Here is a 22,529-nt window from a genome sequence, read left to right as displayed (position 1 = left end):
ACGGTCATCTGCCGCCGGCCCGCCAGGCGGAGCTTCGGCGCTCCGGCGGCTTTGCGTCCGGGTCCCCGTCGGCCTCCGAGGCGAAACAACCACGCACCGACCGATCAGCGGAATCTCCGGGCCCGGACGACCACCAACCGACGGCACATCTCCGCCTGAGGTCACCCGCTGGCACCGTGGTCGTCCTGCAGCACGCTGCGACGTTCCTGTTCGCGCTTGGAGTAGGCGGCTGTCCGGATCGCCTCGTCGCTCTCCAGCACCGATCCCAGCGCGCCGCCCACCGTGGCGACCGAAGCGACGAACCAGGACAACGTCCAGTACTCCGAGACGTGCAGCGGCATTCGTGTCGCGGATGCGAACACCCGATCGTTGAGGAGCATCTTCAACCGCCGGGCCGGGCTGGGCATCGATGTGGAGGTCGTTCAGCGACCACGAACCAAGGGGTTCGAGCCGCTACCGAAGCGGTGGGTGATCGAGCGGATCTTCGGTTGGTTGATCCAGCACCGTCGCCCGGCACGGTGCCGGTCTTGAGCGGGTCGGGGAGTCGGCCACGAGCCAGTACCTGTTCGGGCGCGCCCAGCCGCTCGATCACCGCCCGCGCACACCGCACGGCTGGCTGCACCTGAGCGGCGTCTCCCGCCACAATCTGCACGACGTGTCCGTCGACTACCGCTCTGCGTGCTGACGGCGGTGACGGGCGTGTCCTGTTCCGGAAAGTCGACGCTGGTGACGCAGGTGCTCGCCGAGGTGGTCCGCGGCCACCTCGGACTCGTGCCCGTTGGCGGTCGACGTCCAGGACGCGTCGGGGGTCGAGTCGTTCGACCGGCTGGTCCGGGTCGACCAACGGCCCATCGGCCGAACTCCCCGGTCCGGCCTGGCCACGTACACCGGGATGTTCGACGCGGTGCGCAAGCTGTACACGGAGACGGACGAAGCCAGGGCGCGCGGCTACTCGGCCGGGTGGTTCTCCTTCAACGTGCCCGAGGTCGGTGCGAGACCTGCCAGGGCGAAGGATTCGTCGCGGTGGAACGGCTGTTCCTGCCCGGCACCTACGCGCCGTGCCCGACCTGTGAAGGCGCCCGGTACAACGCCGAAACGCCGGAAGTCACCTACTGCGGCAAGAACATCGCGGAAGTACTGGCGCTGTCCGTCGACGCCGCCGCCGAGTTCCTGTCCGCCGTCCCGGCCGCCTCCGGCAGTCTGGAGACGTTGCGCGAGGTGGGACTGGGGTACCTGCGGCTGGGCCGGCCCGCGACGGAACTCAGCGGCGGTGAGGCGCAACGCATCAAACTGGCGACCGAAATGCAGCGAGCCCGTCGTGGACACGCGTTCTACCTGCTCGACGAGCCGACGGCGGGGTTGCATCCCTCGGACGTCGCGCTGCTGCTGCGACAGTTGCACCGGCTCGTCGACGCCGGCAACACGGTCGTGCTCGTCGAGCACGACCTGGCCACGATCGCCACCGCCGACTGGGTCATCGACCTCGGTCCGGGCGGCGACGCGGGCGGGCGGATGGTCGCGGCGGGCCCGCCGGCCAAGGCGGCGAGGGCCGGCCGCAGCGGTACCGCGCCCTATCTCGCGGCCCGGCTCGCGCGCTCCTGACACCGCCTGCGACCAGGCCGCAGGGTCAGCCGGGCATAGGGTGGTGCGCCCGGGTGAACTGTTCCACGACGGCGGCGCAGAAGGCGGGCAGGTCGGCCGGGCCGCGGCTGGTGACCAGCTGTCCGTCGACGACCACCTCCTGGTCGGCGACGACCTCCGCACCGGCGTTGCGCAGGTCGGTACGGATGCTGGGCCAGGACGTCAGGCGGCGGCCGCGCACGGCGTCGGCTTCCGCCAGGGTCCACGGGCCGTGGCAGATAGATGCGACCGGTTTCCCGCTGGCCATGAAGTCCTTGACGAACTGCACCGCGTCTCGGTTCATGCGCAGCTGGTCAGGGCTCATGGTGCCGCCGGGCAGGAGCAGGGCGTGGTAGTCGTCGACGGAGGCGTCGGCGACCAGGCGGTCCACGGGGAAGGTTCCGGCCGCGTTGAGGTCGAACTGGCGGGCCTGGATCTCGCCGGGGTGGAGCGAGACGATCTCAGTCTTCGCCCCTGCGCCCTGCAGCGCACCGCGCGGTTGGTCGAGTTCCACGCGCTCGACGCCGTCGGTGGCCAGAATCCCCACCCGCATCCCGCGGAGTTCCTGCGTCATGGTACGGCTCCCTTCACGAGTCGCTCGGTTGTAGGACGCGAGCGGTTGGGACACCCGGCAGGGCCTTTCCGCATCCCCTTTTCCGGGCCTTTCGGCATGCGAATCGGGGACGTCCTTCACGCTCACGCCGCGCGATCGTCGTAGACGACAGCTTTCATGAGCCTTCCCTCGGCGTGTCAGAGCAGCGCGGGACGAGACGGACCCTCGAAATGACCTTCCGAGTCAGACGCCGTTGTGAAGGCAAGGGGATGTGATTTTCCTGGCCAGGCGACCAGCGCTGAAACCGCGATCGCGAATCCTCGAGCACCCGCGCGCGAGCCGGGCCTCGGTGAAGGCCCCGTCTCCACCTTCCGCCTCCCGTCCGGCGTCTCAGTCCAGTCCGGCGACATGCACCGGGGCGCGACTGCTACAGCAGCCGGTCGAACACCGCGGTCACGCCCTCCCAGTGACTGGTCTGCGGGTTCTTGACATCCGGATACATGATTTTGAACGTCTCGGCGAGAGCGATGCTGAGACCGCCGATGATCTCGGGGTAGCGCTCTTCGGCCTCCTGGGTGGGTGTCCTGTCGAGGGGAGGGTGCGCGGCGAGCTGTTCCAAAATCGGCTTCAGCTCGACCTCCTCGTCGAGCCGCCGGAACCGGTGGATGCTCTCCTGGAGGCCCTTGGTGATCGGTAGATCCCACGGTTCGACGGTATCCCTGCCGTTGGCCTTGGCCGACGCCTGGCCGACGACCAGGAGGTCGTAGAGCTTGGCGTCGACGAAATCGCCATATCGCTTCAGGTCGTTCCTGTCCACGTCGAGGCGTGCGGCGGCGCGGAAGAACCTCTCGAACTTCGACACACCCATCACGGTCATGCCTCTCGCCTCCTCACCGGGAACGGACGGCGCCGTTCGCTCTCGCCCGCGCCGCCATCGGCTGTTACCCGGTCGAGATTCGCAGAGCTCCCTGCTGAGCGCCTCCGCACTGCAGGCCGAAAAAGGGCGCCCCCTCTTCCCCCGGCAGAGCAGCATGAAGTGCGCAGGCATCCCTCGGCCAGACGTACCGCCGTCCGTCCGCAGGAGGCTGCACGGCGTTGCAACGCCTCGAACGAGAATTGCTGACCGGACGACACGAGCGGCTCGGGGGAGCGGGCCTGTATGAGAGGGCACTCAACCGAGACCGGAACAAGACAGTCTGCCCCTGCACGCCCTCGCCGAGGACAACCTGGCCGCGGTGAGACCCGATCTGCTGCGCTTGGTGGTGAAGACGTTCGCCGACGCACTCATGTCCGCGGAGGCCGATACCCTCGGCAATGCCGAATACGGGCAGGTCAGCGACGAACGCGTCAACCACCGCAACGGCTGTCGCCCGACGAGTGGGACACGAGGGGCGGGACGATCGAGCCGGCCATCCTCAAGCTGTGCCAGGGCAGTTACTTCCCGCACTGGCTGCTGCAGAGTCGCCAACGGGCCGAACAGGCCCTCATCTCGGTGGTCGTGCCTACCTGCTCGGCGTCAGCACGCGCGACGGGGTGCGCAGCGATCCCTCATTCCGACGACGAGCGGGGTGCGCGCCATCCTGTCAACGCCTTCAGAGCATGTCCAGGGCCGTGGGCCCGCTGGGCGGCGGGAACGCCTCGTCGAGAGCGTCGAGCGCCTCGGTAGGAAGGTGGAGGTCCACCGCGCCGCGGTTCTCCCGAACGTGGTCGGATGATCCGGAACACGGGATCGCGGCCACCCCCTGTTCCAGCACCCAGGCGAGTGCCACCTGGGCCGGCGTGGCTCCGACGGCCCGGGCCACGGCACCCAAAGCGTCGCCCTTCAGTAGCCGCCCCTGCTCGATCGGGGAGTAGGCCATGACCGTCACCCCGGCCTCGCGGCACCAGGGGAGCAGATCCCACTCGATGCCGCGCCGGGAGAGGTTGTACAGCACCTGGTCGAGGGCCGCGGCGTCGCCATTGGGGAGGGTGGTCAGTTCGGCCATGTCGGTGACGTCCAGATTGCTCACGCCCCAGTAACGGATCTTCTCCGCCTCCATCAGGTCGGTGAATCCCGCAAGGGTCTCCTCGAGTGGCCACCGTCCCCGCCAGTGCAGCAGGTAGAGGTCCAGCCGTTCCGTACGGAGCCGCCGCAGGCTGCCCTCGCAGGCGGCGACGGTGCCTTTCCTGTCGGCGTGGCCGGGCAGCACCTTGCTGACGAGGAAGACCTCCTCCCGGCGTCCCCGGAGGGCCTCCCCGACGAGCTCTTCGGCTGCCCCGTCGCCGTACATCTCCGCCGTGTCGACGACGGTCATGCCCAGATCCACGCCCAGCCGCAGCGCGGCGATCTCCTGTTCACGCCGGGCTGGTCCTCGCCCAGGTACCAGGTGCCCTGCCCGAGCGCCGCGATCTCCTCACCGGAGGGGAGCGCGATCGTCCTGGCCGATTCCGCAGACATCTCGGGCCTCCCGTCCGCCGCGGATCCGCGGCACGCGCACCCGAACCGGGTGCCCAGGTCCGCGCCTCCCGGACAACCGGTGTCGGATGCGCCGCAGGGAGGTCAGGAGGGGCGAGCGGACCGCGCCGAGAGCTCGCCGGGACCGGGTGCGCGATCCCGCAACGCGACGACCACTGACACGACGGCGCCGCAGGAGAGGACCGCCGCGAAGCCGATCATCGCGGTCTGCAGGGCGAAGTGCCGCAGGGCGATGCTGAACAGGACGGAGGGCAGGCCCATTCCCAGGTACGCGACGACGAAGAACACGGCGAGGACCCCTGCGCGTGAGGCGGGCTCGGCCACCGAACCGGCACGTTCGACGCCTCCCTTGAACAGCAGCCCGGAGCCGGCTCCCGACAGGGACACGGCGACCAGGTAGAGCCAGAGTGCCGGGTGGTAGAGGGCGACGGCGCACAGGACCAGCCCGACCGGAAAGACCACTGCCCCCACGGTCAGGAGCCGGGGCAGTGGGAGGCGGCCCAGCACCAGCTGGGCGGCCGCCGCGGCACCGAACATGAGGAAGGCCGCCAGGCCGACCACGAGGTGCGAGTCGGTGTGCAGGGTGCCGTGGAGCACGCTCGCCCCGAGGGAGGAGATCAGGCCGAGGATCGCGAAGGCGAAGGCGCCCAGCGCGCCGGCCGCTCCGAACGCCCCCCGGCCGCCGGGGCGCAGGACGAACCGGCTGGGCGGTTGGGCCGCGGGCAACTCCAGGTCCACGGTCTCCGGGGTGCACAGCACCAGCGCCAGGCACACTGCCATGGCGAGCGTGAAGATCGCCTGGGCGGTGATCAGGGGTGTGGGAAGCCACTCGGCGGCGGCTCCGGCGACCAGGGGCCCCGAGGCCAGGCCGCCGAGGTTGGCGGCGGTGGCCACGATGCCGGGCAGCACCGAACCCCTCCGGTCCGGACGGGCCTCGTGGTGGAGGTCGTGCAGGTACGTCGTCGCGGTCGAGGCCATCAGCCCCAGTCCGACACCGTTCAGGATCCTGCCCGCGATCAGCCCCGGCAGGTCCCGCCACACGATCAGTACGACCGACGCGACGATGCCGACCAGCAGCGCCGGGACGATGATGCGCCGCCGGCCGAGCCGGTCCGACAGGTGTCCCAGCCCTAGGAAGGCGGCCGCCGCGCCCACGACCATCGAGGCGTACGCCACCGTGACCGTGGTCGCGCCGAAGTGGTCCCGGGCCTCGTACAGCGGCCACAGCGGGGTGGGCGCGGTGCCGAAGGCCATCAGCACGGTGAAGGCCACCGCCACGAACCAGAAGCCGGTCGTGTGCGTGGCACGGCGCCGGGCGGGGGCGCGCGGCGGCAGGAAGTCGGGAGCGGGCGCTTGGATTCGGTGGGTCGGGTCGTCGGGAGCGTCGGCTGTGGGACGGCTCAGCGGCGTCGGAACGGCAGGCAGGGGTACCCCTCCTCGGGTGGAAGCGGATGGTGCTTTCCATCCTCCTCACCAGCCAGGATCAGCGCCAACGAATGTTTTTGCTGAGCTCCAGCAATGCCAGTGATACTTCTGGTGTGGAGCTACGTCAGCTGGAGCACTTCATCGCGGTCGCCGAGGAGCTGAGTTTCACGCGTGCCGCCCGTCGGCTGCGCGTGGTGCAGTCAGGGGTGTCCGCCGCGATCCGCTCACTGGAGCGCGAGCTCGGCTGCGCGCTGTTCGAGCGCACGTCGCAGCAGGTCCGCCTCACCGGGGCGGGCGCGGCCCTGCTGCCGGAGGCCCGGGCCACCCTGCACGCCGCCCAGGCGGCCCAGGACGCCGTGCGCGCCGCACAGGACACGCTGCGCGGCACGGTGAACGTGGGCGCCATGGCCTCGGTCGAGGTGGTGGACCTGCCTGCGCTCCTGGGGCAGCTGCACGCGCGGCATCCGGCGATCGACGTCCGGCTGCGGCTGGCGACGACCGGATCGGCGGGACTGGCGCACGCGCTGCTGAGCGGGGACCTGGACGTGGCCTTCCTGTGGCTGCCCGAGCGCAAGCCCGCCGGGATCGACGCACGGGAGCTGGCCACCGTGCCGCTCGTCCTCGTGGTGAGTGCCGTCCATCCGCTCGCGCAGCGGGGGGAGGTGGCACTTGCGGACCTCGCGGGGGAGCCCTTCGTGGACTTCCCGCCGGGCTACGGCAACCGCGAGGTGGTCGACCGGGCGTTCGCGGCGGCGGGCGTCGTACGCCGGGTGGCACTGGAAGTGCCCGACATCGACATGGGGGCGGCACTGGTCCGGCACGGTCTGGGCATCGCCTTCCTGCCGGCGTTCGCCGTTGCCCGCACCCCCGGCCTGCACGTCCTGGACGTCGACGGCACCATGCTCCGCTGGAGTATGCATCTCGGCACGTCGTCGACCCGGCGGCCCAGCTCGGCCCTGGGGGCGCTGCTCGACCTGGTCGACCGCCACGTCATCGCCCTGTGACGCCCGGGCCGCGGCCAGGACGTCACCCGTCGGTGGTGTCCGGCCGCTGCGTCGCCTCGCTCACGCCGCGACATCTGCCGGAGCATCCGCTGATGCTCCGCTGCTGTGGTCCACAGGCGGTGTGGGACACCTTCTCGGCCCCATCGAGGCTGGTGCCGACAGGTCCCGCCGATCATGGCGATGGCGGTGATGAACCGAGGCCCGTCTTCTGGGGCGATGCGACCTCGCTGGATCAATCCGAGGAAGGGCCACCCACCCCCCACAGCGCTGTAGCAGGGCAGCCCGCCCAACTGCTACTCACACCGATCGCGCAGAAGTTCCAGCGAGGCATCAGCCGGGTCCCCCCAGCACGATCTTCCACACTCGGCTCGCCACCTGGAGGTTCAGCCGGTCCTCGACGTTCGCGAGGTCGTGGCCGCTGATGTCGCGGATGCGCTGGAGCCGATAGCGCAGCGTGCTGCGGTGGATCGCGAGGGAGTCGGCGGTCTCGTCGTAGTTGCCGCCACAGTCGAAGTACCGGGACAGGGTCTCCACCATGGTCGCGTGGTGCCGGGAGTCGTAGTCGATGAGCTGCCCGAGCCACTCCTGGACGAACGTCTCCAGTTCCCGGTGCCCGCTGCCGGGTCCCAGGATGCGGTAGAGACCGAGCTCGTCGAAGAACGACGTGCCGTAGCGCTCGCGGGAGTGGCGGCGCACGTCCAGGGCACGCCGCGCCTCCTGGTAGTGGTGGGGGATGTCGTCCACGGAGTCGCAAGGGGCGCTCACCCCTATCGTCCCGGACCGTGTCCCGTTCTCTCGGGCGAGCACCTCGTACAACGCGCGAGCGTGCGGCCTGTCGCCAGTGATGAGGACGACGTGGTCGGAGCGGCGGGTCAGCAGCGAGCGCATGCCCACCGCAGCGGCCGCCCGGCCCACGGTCCGCGCGAAGGAATCGTCCGCAGCCCGGTTCGACCACTGCACCACGACGATGTAGTGGCTGCCGTGCAGGTCGTGTCCGACTGCCTCGGACCGGGCGTAGGCGCTCGGCTCGTCCGTCCCCGCCAGGAGGTCGTCGGCCAGCTCGCGGTGCAGCCTCAGCTCCACTTCGGCCAGATTGCGCAGGTGCGTCAGCTCCAGGGCGAGAGACGTGGCGGCGTGTCCAAGCGCGAGGACGGTGTGCTCGTCGGCCTCGTCCCGGGTATCGACCAGCGCCAGCACGCCCAGGATCTCGCCGTGCCTGCGGACGAGCGTGAGCAGCCGGTCCCTTATCCGCACCGGCCCGGCCTCTTTGGCGACGGCGTGCAGCATGTCGTCCTGGCGCACGGGGTCCGGTTCGGGATAGGGGACGGGGCGGCCGGGGCCGGTCCAGGACCTCAGCCGACCGAAGCGGTCCTCGACCAGCGCGGGAAGTCCTGTGAGCCCGTGCAGTGCGCGGGTGACAGCTTCCTCGCCGCCACCCGAGGCAGCGACGTCGGCCATGAGAGCGTGAACGGCTCGCTCGTAGCCCAGCTCAGCCACCACAGAGATCAGCTTCCGCTGAAGGGCTGTGCGTTCCTCCCTCAGCCGGCGCAGCTCCAGCGCGTCCTCGCGTTGGCGGCAGTGTGCGAAGGCGACTGACAGTGCAGCAGCGGTGTGCCGGACGAGCATGGCGAGCAGGGATCGCTCGGCCTTGGTGGGCTGGGAGCGGGACGTGACCACGAGGTAGCCGTGGAGTACCCCAGGTCCGCGTAGCCCCAGGGCCCGGCCCCAGGGCCTGCCGGCTACGGTCACGTTGCCGTCCTGCCCGGCCAGCTCCCGCACCCTCCGGCCCACGGCCGAGGCATGCGTTCGCCCGTTCCACGGGCTGGGGACCAGGTCGCCGCCCACCTTGAGGTATCCGGCCTCGGCGCTGTACGGTCCCGCGGCGCCTATGTGATCCATGGCCAGGCGCAGGATCTCGCCTTCGTCCGGAGCGTCGAACTGGGCGCGGGAGAGCGCGATCAGTTCGAGGAGGGCCTGGGCGGCTGGGGTGCGAGCAGGCAGGCGGGGCCGCCTGGGCGCGGCCGTGGGGTGCCGCCGGGCGCTGCCCCGCGGAAGGCTGCCCTTCCGGTCGGAGCAGCGGTGGTACAGGCTGTACGCCCGACTGCCGACCATGGGAGATCACTCCGTCCTTCGGAGGTGAGCGACTTTCGCGTACCCGGTCCCGGGCCGGCTACCCGACACGTGTGGGTTCTTTCTCTCGTACTCGTGGGGCGACCGGACCCGTGCATTCCTGACTCGCCAGGCGCAGGCGTGGAGCCACCCGGTTCGTCACCCTGGGGAGTGCTCGAGACCCTCCGTGCGCACCGGTGGGAAACCGGCGGAGTCCCACCTCTGTCCGAACGAACGTGATCCGGAGAGTCGACGCAGGCGCTGCACCGGGAGGAGTTCCTCATGGCCAAGGCAGTGGGCATCGACCTGGGCACCACCAACTCGGTGATCGCTGTGTGGGAGGGCGGCGAGGCGTCCGTCGTGCCCAACAGCGAGGGCAACCGCACGACACCGTCCGTGGTGGCCTTCACCGACACCGGGGAACGTCTGGTGGGCCAGCTGGCCCGGCGCCAGGCGATCCTCAACCCCAAGGGCACCATCTATTCGGCCAAGCGGTTCATCGGCCGGCACTTCGACGAGATCTCCGACGAGGCCAGGGCGGTGGCGTACGACGTCGTCGAGGGCGACGGCGGGGCGGCCCGCTTCAAGGTGCGCGACAAGCTGTACGCGCCTGAGGAGATCAGCGCACAGGTGCTGCGCAAACTCGCCGACGACGCGTCCAAGCAGCTGGGGGAGCGGGTCACGGAGGCGGTCATCACGGTTCCCGCCTACTTCAACGACGCCCAGCGCACTGCCACCAAGGACGCCGGACGGATCGCCGGACTGGAGGTGCTGCGGATCATCAACGAGCCGACGGCGGCCGCCCTCGCGTACGGCATGGAGAAGAAGGAGCACGAGACCGTCCTCGTCTTCGACCTGGGCGGCGGCACCTTCGACGTGAGCATCCTCGACGTCGGCGACGGCGTGGTGGAGGTGCGCTCCACCGCCGGTGACAGCCACCTCGGCGGCGACGACTTCGACCGGCGTCTGGTGGACTACCTCGCGGACGACTTCCAGAAGGAGAACGGCATCGACCTGCGCAAGGACCCGCAGGCGCTGCAACGACTGTTCGAGGCGGCGGAGAAGGCCAAGACCGAGCTCAGTTCGGTGACGCAGACGCAGGTCAGCCTGCCGTTCATCACCGCCGACGCCTCGGGCCCCAAGCACCTCACCGACTCGATCATGCGGTCCACTTTCGAGCAGATCACCGGCGACCTGGTGGAGCGTTGTCTGGGACCGGTGCAGCAGGCGATGGCCGACGCGAAGGTCGGCGAGAGCGACATCGACGAGGTCATCCTCGTCGGCGGTTCCACGCGCATTCCCGCCGTCCAGACTCTGGTCCGCCGGCTGACCGGCGGCAAGGAACCCAACATGAGCGTCAACCCCGACGAGGTCGTGGCCCTGGGCGCCGCGATCCAGGCCGGGGTGCTCAAGGGCGAGGTCAAGGACGTCCTGCTGCTCGACGTCACACCCTTGTCGCTGGGCGTGGAGACACGCGGCGGAGTGATGACGAAGATCATCGAGCGAAACACCACCATTCCGGTGCGCCGCAGCGAGACGTTCTCCACCGCCGAGGACAACCAGCCGGCCGTCGATGTGGTGGTCCTCCAGGGCGAGCGCGAGCGGGCCGCCGACAACCGGGTGCTGGGCCGGTTCCAGCTCACCGACATCCGGCCGGCGCCGCGGGGCGAACCACAGATCGAGGTCACCTTCGACATCGACGCCAACGGCATCCTCAACGTCAAGGCCCGCGACCGGGACACCGGCAAGGAACAGGGCATCACCATCAGCGAGAGCTCCAACCTGGACCGCAGTGAGGTCGAACGCATGGTCCAGGAGGCCGAGCGCAACCGAGGCCAGGACCAGGCACTCCGCGAGGCCGTCGACGCCCGCAACGAACTCGACGCCGTCGCGTACCAGGTCGAGAAGCGCCTCGCCGAACTGGGCGACGCAGCGCCCGCGCACGAGAAGGCACGTGCCGAGATGCTCGTGTCCGACGCCCGGGCGGCGGTCAAGGAAGAGGCGGGTGTGGAGCGCGTGCGGCCTCTGACCTCCGAACTCCAGCAGGTGCTCGCCGGGCTGGCGGCCCATCAGGGCGCCGCCACGGGCGGGGGTGTCGGCCAGGACGCCGCCACCGGCGGTCCCACGAGTGACGGTGGCGGTGACGATGATGTCATCGACGCCGAGTTCGACAAGGGCTGAGGCGTGCCATGCCCACCCACCCCCAGGAACCCGACCGGGCCGCGTCGGATCCGGGCGCACGGGTCCCGGAAGGCGCCGGACCTGGCCCTCGCGGGGATCTGCCCCGACCGGGCCCGCCCCGGGCCGAAGCGGCGAACGGCGAACCGGGGCCCGATGCCGCCGGCCCCGCGCCTGCCGAGGACGAGTACACGACCGCGATCCAGGAACTGGAGGACCGCTGGCGGCGGGCGCTCGCCGACCTCGACAACCTTCGCAAGCGTCACGCCAGGGAACTGGAGCACGAACGGGCGGCAGAGCGGTCCCGCACGGCGGCCGCCTTCCTGCCTGTCCTCGACAACCTCGAGCTCGCCCTGACCCATGCCGGCGCCGATCCGGGTGCGATCGTGGAGGGCGTCCGGGCCGTACGCGACCAGGCGGTGAACGTCCTCGAACTGCTCGGCTACCCGCGGCACGCGGAGAGCGGTGTCGCTTTCGACCCGGCCCGGCACGAGGTGGTCGGTGTCGTCCAGGACCCCGATGCCCCACCGGGCACGGTCGTCGAGGTGCTGCGCCCCGGCTACGGGGACGGCGAACGGCAGCTCAGGCCCGCCGCCGTGACGGTCGCGAAGCGGGAGTGACCGGTCATGGCACGGGACTTCTACGAGGTGCTGGGTGTGTCGCGGACCGCGAGCCAGGACGAGATCCAGCAGGCATATCGCAAACTCGCCCGCAGGTACCACCCAGACGTCAACAAGGACCCCGGGGCGGAGGAGCGTTTCAAGGACCTCAACGAGGCATACAGCGTCCTGTCCGACCCCAAGAGCCGGGCCCGCTACGACCGCTTCGGCGAGGACTTCCGCAAGATCCCCGAGGACTTCGACGAACGGGTCGCGGCCGGAGCGGGCGGTGGCTTCCGCGGTCGGAGGACCGCAGGCGCGGGCGGCCCTCGCGTCCGGTACACCACCGGCTTCGGCGACGACTTCGGAGCGGAGGGCATCGACATCGAGGACCTGCTCGGCTCCATGTTCGGAGCCGGCGCCACCCGAGGCGGCGTCCCCGGGGCGGACCAGGAGGCCGAGCTGCCGCTCAGCGTCGAGGAGGCGTACCGAGGCGGCCGTCGCACCGTCACACTCGCCGGCCCCACCGGGCAGCCGCGGCGGTACGAGGTCGACGTGCCGCCGGGCGTCACCGACGGGCAGCGCATCCGGCTGGCGGGTGAGGGTGGCCAGGGCAGTGGTGACGCAGCCGCGGGCGACCTGTACCTGCGAGTGCGTATCCAGCCCCACCCCCGGTTCCGGCTGGACGGCCGTGACGTGCACGTCCAGGTCCCGGTCTCCCCGTGGGAGGCGGCCCTGGGTGCGACCGTGCCGGTGCCCACGCCCGGCGGCGGCACGGCGAAGGTCACGGTGCCCGCGGGCTCGTCCAGTGGCCGGCGGCTGCGGCTGCGCGGCGAGGGCATGCCGAACCCGCGGGGCGCGAACGGCGACCTGTACGCCGAACTTCGCGTCATGGTGCCTCCCGCCCTCGGCGACCGGGAGCGCGAACTGTTCGAGGAGCTCGCCGCCACTTCCTCGTTCGACCCCAGGAGGACGCGATGAACGACCGACCCGCGGGAGCGGGAGGCAACGGCCGGGCCGGCGTGGGCGCCCGTCCGGTACGAACGGGCGCCGACATCACCGCCTCGACGGCTGTCCGGTACGCGCTCGTGCCCGTCCCCAGGCTCTCCCTGTCCGCCGTGGCCCTTCGCTCGGGCCTCCACCCCGATCTGATCCGCCGGTTCGTCGCCCTCGGCCTGGTCGACGCCGAGCGCGACTCTGCGGGGCGACTGGTGTTCGACCCCACGGCCCCGGCGGTTCTCGCCCGTATCCAGCGGCTGCGCACCGGACTCTGCCTCAACTACGCATCCATCGGCCTGGTGCTCGACCTGCTCGACCGCATCAGCCTGCTCGAAGCCGCCCTGCGCGGCCGCGGCACGAGGAGTGAAACACCCCCATGGACATGAACCGTCTCACCCAGAAGTCCCAGGAAGCCCTCCAGGAGGCCCAGAGCGCGGCCGTCGGCATGGGGCAGACCGAGGTCGACGGGGAACACCTGCTGCTCGCGCTTCTCGATCAGGAGGACGGTCTGATCCCACGGTTGCTGCAACAGGTCGGCACCGAGCCGAAGGAGCTGCGCGCGGCCGTGCGTGAGGAACTCTCCCGCCGCCCGAAGGTCACCGGTCCGGGCGCGGCACCCGGCCAGGTCTTCGTCACTCAGCGCCTGTCCCGCCTGCTCGATGCCGCCGAGCGGGAGGCCAAACGCCTCAAGGACGAGTACGTGTCCGTGGAGCACCTCCTGCTCGCCCTGGCCGAGGAGGGCTCGGCGACCGCGGCCGGACGCCTGCTCAAGGAGCACGGCGTGACCCGGGATTCGTTCCTGAGCGCGCTCACCCAGGTCCGCGGCAACCAGCGCGTCACCTCCGCCAACCCCGAAGTGGCCTATGAGGCTCTGGAGAAGTACGGCCGCGATCTCGTCCTCGAGGCTCGGTCCGGGCGGCTGGACCCGGTCATCGGCCGTGATGCGGAGATCCGCCGCGTCACCCAGATCCTCAGCCGCAAGACCAAGAACAACCCCGTCCTCATCGGCGATCCCGGCGTCGGCAAGACCGCCATCGTCGAGGGCCTGGCCCAGCGCATCGTTCGCGGCGACGTCCCCGAGGGCCTGCGCGACAAGACGGTGTTCGCTCTCGACATGGGCTCCCTGGTCGCCGGCGCCAAGTACCGCGGCGAATTCGAGGAACGCCTCAAGGCCGTGCTGTCCGAGGTGAAGGCCGCCCAGGGACGCATCCTGCTCTTCGTTGACGAACTCCACACCGTCGTAGGCGCGGGCGCCGCCGAAGGGGCCATGGACGCGGGCAACATGCTCAAGCCGATGCTCGCCCGCGGCGAACTCCACATGATCGGGGCCACCACCCTCGACGAGTACCGCAAGCACATCGAGAAGGACGCCGCCCTCGAACGCCGCTTCCAGCAGGTGCTGGTCGACGAGCCGAGCGTGGAGGACACCATCTCCATCCTGCGCGGACTGCGCGAACGCCTGGAGGTCTTCCACGGCGTGAAGATCCAGGACACCGCACTGGTCTCCGCGGCCACCCTCAGCCACCGGTACATCACCGACCGGTTCCTGCCCGACAAGGCCATCGACCTCGTCGACGAGGCGTGCGCCCGGCTGCGTACCGAGATCGATTCGATGCCCGCTGAACTGGACGAGATCACCCGCCGCGTCACCCGTCTGGAGATCGAGGAGGCGGCCCTGTCCAAGGAGACCGACGCCGCCAGCAAAACCCGCCTGGAGGAACTGCGCAAGGAGCTGGCCGACCTGCGCGGCGAGGCCGACGCCAAACACGCCCAGTGGGAGGCCGAACGGCAGGCGATCCGCCGCGTGCAGGAACTACGCCAGGAACTGGAGCAGGTCCGCCACGAGGCGGAGGAGGCCGAACGCGCCTACGACCTCAACCGCGCCGCCGAACTCCGCTACGGCCGCCTCCAGGACCTGGAGCGTCGGCTGAAGGCCGAGGAGGAGCAACTGGCCGCCAAACAAGGGAAGAACCGGCTGCTGCGCGAGGTCGTCACCGAGGAGGAGATCGCCGAGATCGTCGCCGCCTGGACCGGCATCCCCGTCGCCCGTCTCCAGGAGGGCGAACGCGAGAAGCTGCTGCGCCTCGACGAGATCCTGCGCGAGCGCGTCATCGGCCAGGACGAGGCCGTAAAACTCGTCGCCGACGCCATCATCCGCGCCCGCTCCGGCATCCGCGACCCGCGCCGCCCCATCGGCTCGTTCATCTTCCTCGGCCCCACCGGCGTCGGGAAGACCGAGCTGGCCAAGACGCTCGCGGCGGCCCTGTTCGACTCCGAGGAGAACATGGTCCGCCTCGACATGAGTGAGTACCAGGAGCGGCACACCGTCAGCCGGCTCATGGGCGCACCACCCGGATACGTCGGCTACGAGGAAGGCGGCCAGCTCACCGAGGCCGTACGCCGCAAGCCGTACTCCGTTGTGCTGTTCGACGAGATCGAGAAGGCGCACACCGATGTCTTCAACACCCTGCTGCAGATCCTCGACGACGGCCGCATCACCGATGCTCAGGGCCGCACCGTCGACTTCCGCAACACCGTGATCATCATGACGTCGAACATCGGCTCCGAGCACCTCCTCGACGGCGCCACCGCCGAGGGTGAGATCAAGCCGGACGCCCGCGCCCTGGTGATGGGCGAGCTGCGCGGGCACTTCCGCCCGGAGTTCCTCAACCGCGTCGACGACATCGTGCTGTTCAAGCCGCTCGGCGAGCGGCAGATCGAGCGGATCGTGGAGCTGCAGTTCGACGAGCTGCGCCGCCGGCTCGCCGAACGCCGCATCACCGTCGAACTCACCGAAGCGGCCCGGGAGTTGATCGCCCACCAGGGATACGACGCGGTGTACGGGGCCCGGCCGCTGCGCCGCTACATCTCCCACGAGGTCGAGACGATGGTCGGGCGCGCCCTTCTGCGCGGTGACGTCCAGGACGGCGCGACGGTCCGCGTCGACGCCGAACATGGAGAGCTGGTAGTCACCTACGACCGGCCCGAGGACGTGAAGGGAGCGCGGGCGGCATGAGCACCCTGCAGGCGACGACCGTCAGGTGCCCCAACTGCGGGCGCTCCAACCGGGTGCCCGTGGCCGCGGAGGGCCGCCCCAAGTGCGGCCACTGCAAGCAGCCCCTACCGTGGATGGTGGACGCGGGCGACGACGACTTCACCGAGGTCGCCGAGCGGGCCGACGTTCCCGTCGTGGTCGACCTGTGGGCCACCTGGTGCGGCCCCTGCCGCATGGTCAGCCCCGCACTGGAGAAGGTCGCCAACGATCTCGCCGGCCGAATCAAACTCGTCAAGGTCGACATCGACAAGAACCCGCGACTGTCGCAGCGTTTCGAGGTCCAGGCCGTACCGACACTGCTGATCCTCGACCGGGGCGAGACGGTCGCCCGGCAGGCGGGGGCGGCGCCCGCCCCCGCTCTGCGCCAGTGGGTGGAACAGTCGATCAGCGCCCGGAAAGGGTGATCGGGATGACCCTGCACGCAGACCCCCACCTCGCGCTCGTCCGGCCGGTCCAGCCGCTGACCCCAGAAGGGTGTCAGGAGTGTCTGAAGCTCGGCTCCCCGTGGGTTCACCTGAGGCTCTGCCTGACGTGCGGGCACGTCGGCTGCTGCGACTCCTCGCCGAACAAGCACGCGCGCAAGCACGCAGCTGCCGTCGCCCATCCGATCGTGCAGTCGTTCCAGCCCGGCGAGGAATGGCGCTGGTGCTACGTTCACGAGGCGTTCGTCTGATGTCCGGCGACCAGTCGCTGCCGGGCGAAGAACCGGTGCCGGAGAAAGCGGACGAGGCCGCCTTCTGGGAGACCCCGGACATCTCCGGCGCGTATCCGCGCCTCACGGAGGACCAGATAGCACGTCTGGCGGAGCAGGGACAACGCCGGAACATGGCTCCGAACGACGTGCTGCTCCGGGAGGGGGAGCGCTGCGAGACGTTCCTCGTCGTCCTCAGCGGTACCGTCGCCGTCGTCGAGGACTACGGCACTCCCGAGGAGCACGTGCTGCGCGTGCACGGCCCCGGTCGCTTCATCGGCGAACTCGGCCTGCTGTACGGACAAGTGGCCTTCTACACCGCTGTCGCCAGGGAGCCGGGCGAGGTCCTTGTGGTCTCCTTGGACCAGTTGCGCCACCTGGTGTCCCAGGACTCCACCATCGGGGACGTCGTGCTGCGCGCCTGTCTGTGCCGTCGCGCGCTGCTCGTCGGACAGGGCGCCGGCTTCCGCATCATCGGCTCACGCTACTCGCCCGACACCAGACGGCTGCGCGAGTTCGCCGTCCGCAACCGGCTGCCGCACCGCTGGATCGACCTGGAGACCGACGAGGAGGCCGAGGAGCTGCTGCGCCGCTTCGGCGTCGGCCCGGCGGAGACACCACTCGTCATCTGGCGGGACACCACCCTGTTGCGCAACCCCAGCAACGCGGAACTGGCCCGGCTCATCGGCCTGCCGTCGCTGCCCGCCGGAAACCATCACGGCGACGTCCTCATCGTAGGCTCCGGACCTGCCGGCCTCGCTGCCGCGGTGTACGCCGCCTCCGAAGGCCTGAGCACCACGGTGGTGGAGGCGATGGCCACCGGCGGCCAGGCCGGCACGTCGTCCCGCATCGAGAATCTGCTCGGCTTCCCATCCGGCATCTCCGGCGCCGAACTCACCGAACGCGCCGTGCTCCAGGCCGACAAGTTCGGCGCCAGGATCAGCCTTCCGCTGGAGGCGACCGGTCTCCATCCCAAGGACGACGACCACTACGTCGTGGCGTTCGCCGACGGCAGCGAGATCGCCGCCCGCGCCGTCGTCCTGGCCATGGGTGCCCGCTACCGCCGGCTCCAGGTGCCCGGCATCGAACGCCTGGAAGGAACGAGCGTGCACTACTCGGCGACCGTCTACGAGGCCCAGCAGTGCCGCACCGACCCGGTGGCCGTCGTCGGCGGAGGCAACTCGGCGGGCCAGGCGGTGCTGTTCCTCGCCGGATACGCGCCGAAGGTGCACCTGCTGGTCCGAGGAGCCAGCCTTGAGGCCAACATGTCCCGCTACCTGGTCGACCAGGTCGAGCGCCATCCGCGGGTGGAGGTCATGCTGCACACCGAGGTCACCGAGGTCATCGGCCAGGAAGTGCTGGAGGAGCTCGACGTGGTCGACAACCGCACGGGCGGGCACCGCCGGCTCGCGGTACGGAGCCTGTTCGTCTTCACCGGCGCCGACCCTCACACCGAGTGGCTCGCCGACATCATCGCCCTCGACTCCCGCGGCTTCGTCCTCACCGGGCCGGAGGCCCAGGAAGCCTGCGCCCACCCCGAGGTGTGGCACGGCCGCGGGCGCCCGTGCATGACCCTGGAGGCCAGCCTGCCCGGGGTCTTCGCGGTCGGGGACGTCCGCAGCGGCTCGGTGAAGCGGGTGGCCTCCGCGGCCGGTGAGGGCGCGATGGCCATCCACTTCGTGCACCGGCACCTGGGGCACTCGGCCGTTCCCGGCACCACAGGCACGTCAGCTGTCGCGGGCCACTCGGACGTCTCCCCACGCATACGTCACAAGGAGTCCGCATGGCTCGCATGACGAACGGCGGACGATGAGATCACGAGAAGGAAGAAGGAGGCGATTGCGATGGCCATGCCCGTCCGGCGCCACCGCGGTGGCGGCCTGCAGGAAAGGCCTGTCTGGGCACCCACCCCTGTCAATCCCCTGGTCGAGTTCGACGAACTGCTCAACCAGATGAGCGGCCTGCTGGAGTCGACGGTGGGCGCGGCACCCGCGGTTGCGTGGACGCCTCTCGCGGACGTGTCGGAGTCCGAGGACGCGTTCCACATAGAGATCGAACTCCCCGGTGTGAAGAGCAAGGACATTGATGTAGAGGCCAACGGTCCCGAAATCGTGGTCACCGGAGAGATCAAGGAGCGGGAACGCAAGGGTGTCCTGCGCCGCAGCACCCGCCGCGTCGGAGCCTTCGAGTACCGCTTGCGGCTGCCCGGAGAACTGGACACCCACAAGATCAAGGCTGAGATGCAGGACGGAGTGCTCAGCATCACCGTCCCCAAGACCGACGTCGCAAAGCCGCGACACGTCGAGATCACCGAGACGAGTGAAAGTACCGAGAGCAGCGGCTGAGACGCGAGCGCCGCGGTTCCGGGTACCCATCCGGCGCTGCGGCCGGGCCGGCGAGGCTTGACACCCCTCACGGCCGCGGAGACGCGCTACGTGGCTCCCCACCGTTGGTGGTTTTTCCTGCTGGTCTCGCTGATGTTCTTCGTGGCGTACGCGGGAGCGAACTACGCCCGCCTGACGGTGAGCGAGGTCCTGAAGTCGCCGACTGCACCGCCCGCCGCCGGGAGTAGGAGCCCGCCGTTACCGCCCGGGCACCGGACCGGGCAGCACCCTGTAGTCGCCGAGGACGGCCGGCACCGCGGCACGGCAAGTCGTACGTTCGCCATGGCCGAACAACGCCTCGACGACGAGATCGAACAGATAACCCACGCGATCCAAGTCCGGCCCGACGAGCGGCGACCGACTCGAACAGGCGGGGGGCGGCCGTTCCTGGGGCTCCGGGCGCTTCAGCCGTGCCCTGCGTGAGTCTCGGGCCAAGGGCCTTGCGAACGGCAGCTACGCGCCGGCGGACGGACGCGGCCGCCGCGACGGCGCACCGGGCGCCCCCCATGACAGCGGCGACCAAGGAAGAAGGAAGTCAGCTATGAAATACGATGGATTCCTCGCCCGTGTGCGCGAGCGAGGCGAATACAACGACCAGGACGAAGCCGCGGACGTCACCAACGCCGTGCTGGAAGTGCTGGCCCAACGGATCAGCCCGGGAGAGGTCAAGGACCTCGCATCCCAGCTGCCCGGCCCGCTGGGACAAGTCCTGGACCATGCCGTGCCGCAGCAGGCGCGAAGCTTCGGGATCGAAGAGTTCTACCGCCGGGTCGCCGAGCGCACCCATGCCCGACCTCGTACGGCGCAGTGGGACGCCAGCGCGGTCCTGACCACCGTCGCCGACGCTGTCACTGGCGGAGAGCTGAATCAGATCATCAGCCAGCTCCCCTCCAGTTACGCGGTCCTGTTCGGCAAGGCCGACCTCTCGGACTGAGCCCGTGAGGCGCGGTGGTTACTGAGCATGGTGATCGTCTGACAGTTCTATGGGTTGGATTTTCGTGGTTCTGCTGCCGACGTGTGAGGGGTTCGAAATGCTCTGTCCGGAACTTCCGGAAGGCCGGCCGTGGATGACGTGGCACGGAGGGGACCGCTCGCATTCCGTCGGTTCCTGTTTTTGTGACAGCAGCGCCTGGGAAGGTACGACGGACAGGTGCCAGCCATGTCCAACTTTTGCGTTCGAAGGGCCGGCTGCCAGCACCGGACCGCCGGTCGCTGTCAGCGCCGGCATCGGCCGGTCCGCCGAGCACGCCTGCGACGGCGGGCAGTGCAGGCGCTGTCGTTGTCCCGCAGAGAGCCGACCCAGCAGTCCGGCCCGATGGCTGGCTCCTCCGATGCGGCGACAACCTGCACCAGGTCATGTCAGCCAGCGAAGGGGGAACCCGGGAGTTGATTTCCGCGATGGGTACGAGCCGGGGACAGCTCCACCGCGGCGCAATTCCGCAAGAGCGCCGTGGACCGGTTTCCGCCGGACGCCATGGCGGCCGGCTGCGAGACGGTGTATCCGCGGCCGGCCACCACAGAACCCATGCCTTCGGCAACATCCACCGGTAAACAGGGCGCCGTTGCTGCCAAGGAGCTGCAGCCCGTCGCCTGGGCCCCTGCAAGCGCGGGTACGGCGCTGCAGAGGTGGGGCACCATACCCGCGCCGCTTCCCGGAGACTGAGCTCCGCTCGGCATCCACCGACGTCAGCGTCTGCGTCCTCGCAGTGCCGACGCCACGGGGCTGCACCCTCCGGCTCTTGCGGTCACGGGTCAGGGGGCTGCCACTCGAACATCAAAATCGTGGCGTCGTCGCTGACTTTGTTGTGTCGATGCTCGAGGATGGCATGGATGAGTCGGCGCAGCACTTCTGGGGCGCTTCTGCCCCGCTGCGGTCGACCGGATGATGTTGTCGGTGAAGCGTTCCAGACCGAACTCTTCGCCCGCCTCATCGCGTGACTCCACGACACCATCTGAGGGTTTGAGTCCCACGCCGTCACGCTGGTGGCGTCGCTCATCCTCGGCAAGGAGGTTTTCGGCCCGTCCGGCCCGGTGTTTCCCCCGCTCGTACCTGCGATCGGCCTGGGCACGGCGGTCATTGGGATCCTGACCGTCACGCGGCGCGCCCAACTTCTCATAACTGACGTATCGTCAAGCAAGTCAGCGTCTGATCAGCGTCAGTCCCCAGAGGGTCTTCCTGGCAGACGTCTGATCGGCAGCGTCACAACAGCCTGGTTCGCACGGAAATGCAGGCAGGGAACCCTGTCGTCTGAGTGAAGCGATGTTCCTCACAATCTTCGAGTCCGGTCCGTGCCGGCGGTAGAGTGAAGATCGCCCTTGACCTGCAGAAAGCAGGCAGGGTGAACCGTTCCGGGTTCGGTAGGGACTCGATCATTTGAGAGGATCGAGTCATGGCACGTCCTTCCCAGTACCCGCTTGAGCTGCGCCGTCGTGCGGTGCGGATGGTCGCCGAGGTGCGGCCGGAGTACGACACCGAGTGGGCCGCGATGAAAGCGGTCGCCCAGAAACTGGGCATCGGTACGACCGAGACGCTGCGGAAGTGGGTGCGGCAGGACCAGGTCGACGCCGGCGTGCGGCCCGGCGTGGCCACCGAGGAGTCGGCCGAGCTGAAGCGGTTGAAGAAGGAGAACGCAGAGCTCAAGCGGGCCAACGAGATCCTGAAGGCTGCGGCGAGTTTCTTCGCGGCCGAGCTCGACCGGCCACACACGCGCTCGTAGCGTTCATCGACGAGCACCGGGACCGCTTCGGCGGTGTCGAGCCGATCTGCCGCGTGCTGACCGAGCACGACTGCAAGATCGCCCCCTCCACCTACTACGCCCACCACAAACGCCGGACCACGCCGTCCGCCAGGACCGTGCGGGACGCCGAATTGAAGGAGCGGATCAGCAAGGTCTTCGAGGTCAACTACCGTGTCTACGGAGCGAGGAAGATCTGGCGTGAGCTGAACCGGCAGGGCCACCATGTGGCTCGCTGCACTGTCGAACGCCTGATGCGCGAGCTCGGCATCGCCGGAGCGGTCCGTGGCAAACGCGTGATCACCACGCTGCCCGGCGGGCAGGTCGAGCGGGCTCCGGACCTACTGGACCGCGACTTCGTCGCCGGCGCCCCGAACCGCTGCTGGGTCGCGGACTTCACCCACGTGAAAACCTGGGCCGGTGTCGTCTACGTCGCCTTCGTCGTGGACACTTTCTCCCGCCGGATCGTCGGCTGGTCTGCGGCCACCGTGAAGGAAACAGTCTTCGTGCTGGACGCCCTGGAGATGGCGCTGTGGCAGCGCGACCGCGACCAACACCCAGTTCAGCCAGGTGAGTTGATCCATCACTCGGACGCCGGGTCGCAGTACACGAGTTTCCGGCTCGCCGAGCATCTGGACGCTGCCAGCATCGCCGCTTCGATCGGATCGGTCGGCGACGCCTACGATAATGCCCTGATGGAGAGCACGATCGGCCTGTTCAAG

At 69.6% G+C, this 22,529-nt stretch carries 17 protein-coding genes and 6 pseudogenes; 16 read left to right on the top strand and 7 right to left on the bottom strand.

Annotation, left to right across the window (positions count from 1 at the left end; genetic code table 11):
• Window positions 1-161: 161 nt before the first annotated feature.
• Window positions 162-377, bottom strand: a pseudogene (locus R2S09_RS27400) (hypothetical protein); the annotation flags it as partial.
• A 34-nt stretch (window positions 378-411) separates the two neighbouring features.
• Between R2S09_RS27400 and R2S09_RS27395 the strand changes: the two are divergent.
• Window positions 412-519: pseudogene (locus R2S09_RS27395) on the top strand (IS5/IS1182 family transposase); the annotation flags it as partial.
• A 1-nt stretch (window position 520) separates the two neighbouring features.
• A pseudogene (locus tag R2S09_RS27390) lies at window positions 521-1,602 on the top strand (ABC transporter); the annotation flags it as partial.
• Between the two features lie 25 nt (window positions 1,603-1,627).
• Here R2S09_RS27390 and R2S09_RS27385 read toward each other — a convergent pair.
• Together R2S09_RS27385 and R2S09_RS27380 are read right to left on the bottom strand one after the other, a co-directional pair.
• Window positions 1,628-2,194 carry a type 1 glutamine amidotransferase domain-containing protein gene (locus tag R2S09_RS27385; protein ID WP_306188889.1) on the bottom strand — a complete coding sequence of 189 codons (567 nt, stop codon included), beginning with the start codon at window positions 2,192-2,194 and terminating at the stop codon, window positions 1,628-1,630.
• 406 nt (window positions 2,195-2,600) lie between these two features.
• Window positions 2,601-3,050: a DUF1931 family protein gene (locus R2S09_RS27380; protein WP_306188887.1), complete on the bottom strand. Its 450-nt coding sequence runs from the start codon at window positions 3,048-3,050 to the stop codon at window positions 2,601-2,603.
• 319 nt (window positions 3,051-3,369) lie between these two features.
• On the opposite strand from R2S09_RS27380, the pseudogene R2S09_RS27375 reads away from it, so the two are divergent.
• Window positions 3,370-3,700, top strand: a pseudogene (locus tag R2S09_RS27375) (transposase); the annotation flags it as partial.
• A gap of 65 nt (window positions 3,701-3,765) precedes the next feature.
• On the opposite strand, the pseudogene R2S09_RS27370 reads toward R2S09_RS27375, so the two are convergent.
• Both R2S09_RS27370 and R2S09_RS27365 read right to left on the bottom strand, forming a co-directional pair.
• Window positions 3,766-4,610, bottom strand: a pseudogene (locus R2S09_RS27370) (aldo/keto reductase).
• Between the two features lie 102 nt (window positions 4,611-4,712).
• Complete coding sequence (locus R2S09_RS27365; protein ID WP_316743879.1) at window positions 4,713-5,900, bottom strand: MFS transporter; 1,188 nt, start codon at window positions 5,898-5,900, stop codon at window positions 4,713-4,715.
• A gap of 266 nt (window positions 5,901-6,166) precedes the next feature.
• Between R2S09_RS27365 and R2S09_RS27360 the strand changes: the two genes are divergently transcribed.
• A complete protein-coding gene (locus R2S09_RS27360) occupies window positions 6,167-7,057 on the top strand; it encodes a LysR family transcriptional regulator (RefSeq protein WP_316743878.1) in 891 nt (296 codons plus the stop codon).
• Between the two features lie 330 nt (window positions 7,058-7,387).
• Here R2S09_RS27360 and R2S09_RS27355 read toward each other — a convergent pair whose 3' ends face one another.
• On the bottom strand, window positions 7,388-9,169 hold the full coding sequence (locus R2S09_RS27355; RefSeq protein ID WP_316743876.1) for a helix-turn-helix domain-containing protein: 1,782 nt from the start codon (window positions 9,167-9,169) through the stop codon (window positions 7,388-7,390).
• Window positions 9,170-9,448: 279 nt separating this feature from the next.
• Between R2S09_RS27355 and dnaK the strand changes: the two genes are divergently transcribed.
• The 10 genes from dnaK to R2S09_RS27305 all read left to right on the top strand — a co-directional run bounded on the left by dnaK (window position 9,449) and on the right by R2S09_RS27305 (window position 20,006).
• Window positions 9,449-11,347 carry a molecular chaperone DnaK gene (gene dnaK, locus R2S09_RS27350; RefSeq protein WP_316743874.1) on the top strand — a complete coding sequence of 633 codons (1,899 nt, stop codon included), beginning with the start codon at window positions 9,449-9,451 and terminating at the stop codon, window positions 11,345-11,347.
• Between the two features lie 8 nt (window positions 11,348-11,355).
• Window positions 11,356-11,964: a nucleotide exchange factor GrpE gene (gene grpE / locus R2S09_RS27345; protein ID WP_306188881.1), complete on the top strand. Its 609-nt coding sequence runs from the start codon at window positions 11,356-11,358 to the stop codon at window positions 11,962-11,964.
• Window positions 11,965-11,970: 6 nt separating this feature from the next.
• A complete protein-coding gene (locus R2S09_RS27340; protein ID WP_316743872.1) occupies window positions 11,971-12,924 on the top strand; it encodes a J domain-containing protein in 954 nt (317 codons plus the stop codon).
• A complete protein-coding gene (locus R2S09_RS27335; protein WP_306188878.1) occupies window positions 12,921-13,328 on the top strand; it encodes a chaperone modulator CbpM in 408 nt (135 codons plus the stop codon). Before R2S09_RS27340 ends, R2S09_RS27335 begins: the two co-directional genes overlap by 4 nt.
• Window positions 13,319-15,958 (top strand): ATP-dependent chaperone ClpB, encoded by a 2,640-nt coding sequence (gene clpB, locus R2S09_RS27330; RefSeq protein WP_316743870.1) that lies wholly within the window; start codon window positions 13,319-13,321, stop codon window positions 15,956-15,958. The genes R2S09_RS27335 and clpB overlap by 10 nt, the downstream gene beginning before the upstream one ends.
• A complete protein-coding gene (gene trxA, locus R2S09_RS27325) occupies window positions 15,955-16,401 on the top strand; it encodes a thioredoxin (protein ID WP_306188875.1) in 447 nt (148 codons plus the stop codon). The genes clpB and trxA overlap by 4 nt, the downstream gene beginning before the upstream one ends.
• Window positions 16,402-16,406: 5 nt before the next feature.
• Window positions 16,407-16,670 (top strand): UBP-type zinc finger domain-containing protein, encoded by a 264-nt coding sequence (locus R2S09_RS27320; protein WP_306188873.1) that lies wholly within the window; start codon window positions 16,407-16,409, stop codon window positions 16,668-16,670.
• On the top strand, window positions 16,670-18,484 hold the full coding sequence (locus R2S09_RS27315; RefSeq protein ID WP_316743866.1) for an FAD-dependent oxidoreductase: 1,815 nt from the start codon (window positions 16,670-16,672) through the stop codon (window positions 18,482-18,484). The genes R2S09_RS27320 and R2S09_RS27315 overlap by 1 nt, the downstream gene beginning before the upstream one ends.
• Window positions 18,485-18,532: 48 nt before the next feature.
• Window positions 18,533-19,033 (top strand): Hsp20/alpha crystallin family protein, encoded by a 501-nt coding sequence (locus R2S09_RS27310; RefSeq protein ID WP_306188870.1) that lies wholly within the window; start codon window positions 18,533-18,535, stop codon window positions 19,031-19,033.
• A gap of 580 nt (window positions 19,034-19,613) precedes the next feature.
• A complete protein-coding gene (locus R2S09_RS27305) occupies window positions 19,614-20,006 on the top strand; it encodes a DUF2267 domain-containing protein (RefSeq protein WP_306188868.1) in 393 nt (130 codons plus the stop codon).
• Between the two features lie 811 nt (window positions 20,007-20,817).
• Here the strand turns inward: R2S09_RS27305 and R2S09_RS27300 are convergent.
• Window positions 20,818-21,028, bottom strand: a pseudogene (locus R2S09_RS27300) (SpoIIE family protein phosphatase); the annotation flags it as partial.
• Between the two features lie 434 nt (window positions 21,029-21,462).
• Between R2S09_RS27300 and R2S09_RS27295 the strand changes: the two are divergent.
• Together R2S09_RS27295 and R2S09_RS27290 are read left to right on the top strand one after the other, a co-directional pair.
• Window positions 21,463-21,789: a transposase gene (locus R2S09_RS27295; protein WP_316743863.1), complete on the top strand. Its 327-nt coding sequence runs from the start codon at window positions 21,463-21,465 to the stop codon at window positions 21,787-21,789.
• Window positions 21,790-21,794: 5 nt separating this feature from the next.
• The coding region (locus tag R2S09_RS27290) for an IS3 family transposase (protein ID WP_316743961.1) at window positions 21,795-22,529 on the top strand (735 nt) is incomplete at its 3' end.

It is taken from the genome of Streptomyces sp. MK7, from assembly GCF_032658145.1.
GTDB lineage: Bacteria > Actinomycetota > Actinomycetes > Streptomycetales > Streptomycetaceae > Streptomyces > Streptomyces spiralis.
Note: the sequence above shows the minus strand (reverse complement) of the source record. Positions and strands in the feature narration are given on the sequence as shown.

What these genes read in the sequence shown, in the direction of transcription:
- dnaK (WP_316743874.1), top strand. Translation starts at nt 9,449, where the DNA reads ATGGCCAAGGCAGTGGGCATCGACCTGGGCACCACCAACTCGGTGATC.
- trxA (WP_306188875.1), top strand. Translation starts at nt 15,955, where the DNA reads ATGAGCACCCTGCAGGCGACGACCGTCAGGTGCCCCAACTGCGGGCGC.
- R2S09_RS27295 (WP_316743863.1), top strand. Translation starts at nt 21,463, where the DNA reads ATGGCACGTCCTTCCCAGTACCCGCTTGAGCTGCGCCGTCGTGCGGTG.
- R2S09_RS27310 (WP_306188870.1), top strand. Translation starts at nt 18,533, where the DNA reads ATGGCCATGCCCGTCCGGCGCCACCGCGGTGGCGGCCTGCAGGAAAGG.
- R2S09_RS27335 (WP_306188878.1), top strand. Translation starts at nt 12,921, where the DNA reads ATGAACGACCGACCCGCGGGAGCGGGAGGCAACGGCCGGGCCGGCGTG.
- R2S09_RS27320 (WP_306188873.1), top strand. Translation starts at nt 16,407, where the DNA reads ATGACCCTGCACGCAGACCCCCACCTCGCGCTCGTCCGGCCGGTCCAG.
- R2S09_RS27305 (WP_306188868.1), top strand. Translation starts at nt 19,614, where the DNA reads ATGAAATACGATGGATTCCTCGCCCGTGTGCGCGAGCGAGGCGAATAC.
- R2S09_RS27355 (WP_316743876.1), bottom strand. Translation starts at nt 9,169, where the DNA reads ATGGTCGGCAGTCGGGCGTACAGCCTGTACCACCGCTGCTCCGACCGG.
- R2S09_RS27380 (WP_306188887.1), bottom strand. Translation starts at nt 3,050, where the DNA reads ATGACCGTGATGGGTGTGTCGAAGTTCGAGAGGTTCTTCCGCGCCGCC.
- R2S09_RS27385 (WP_306188889.1), bottom strand. Translation starts at nt 2,194, where the DNA reads ATGACGCAGGAACTCCGCGGGATGCGGGTGGGGATTCTGGCCACCGAC.
- grpE (WP_306188881.1), top strand. Translation starts at nt 11,356, where the DNA reads ATGCCCACCCACCCCCAGGAACCCGACCGGGCCGCGTCGGATCCGGGC.
- R2S09_RS27340 (WP_316743872.1), top strand. Translation starts at nt 11,971, where the DNA reads ATGGCACGGGACTTCTACGAGGTGCTGGGTGTGTCGCGGACCGCGAGC.
- R2S09_RS27315 (WP_316743866.1), top strand. Translation starts at nt 16,670, where the DNA reads ATGTCCGGCGACCAGTCGCTGCCGGGCGAAGAACCGGTGCCGGAGAAA.
- clpB (WP_316743870.1), top strand. Translation starts at nt 13,319, where the DNA reads ATGGACATGAACCGTCTCACCCAGAAGTCCCAGGAAGCCCTCCAGGAG.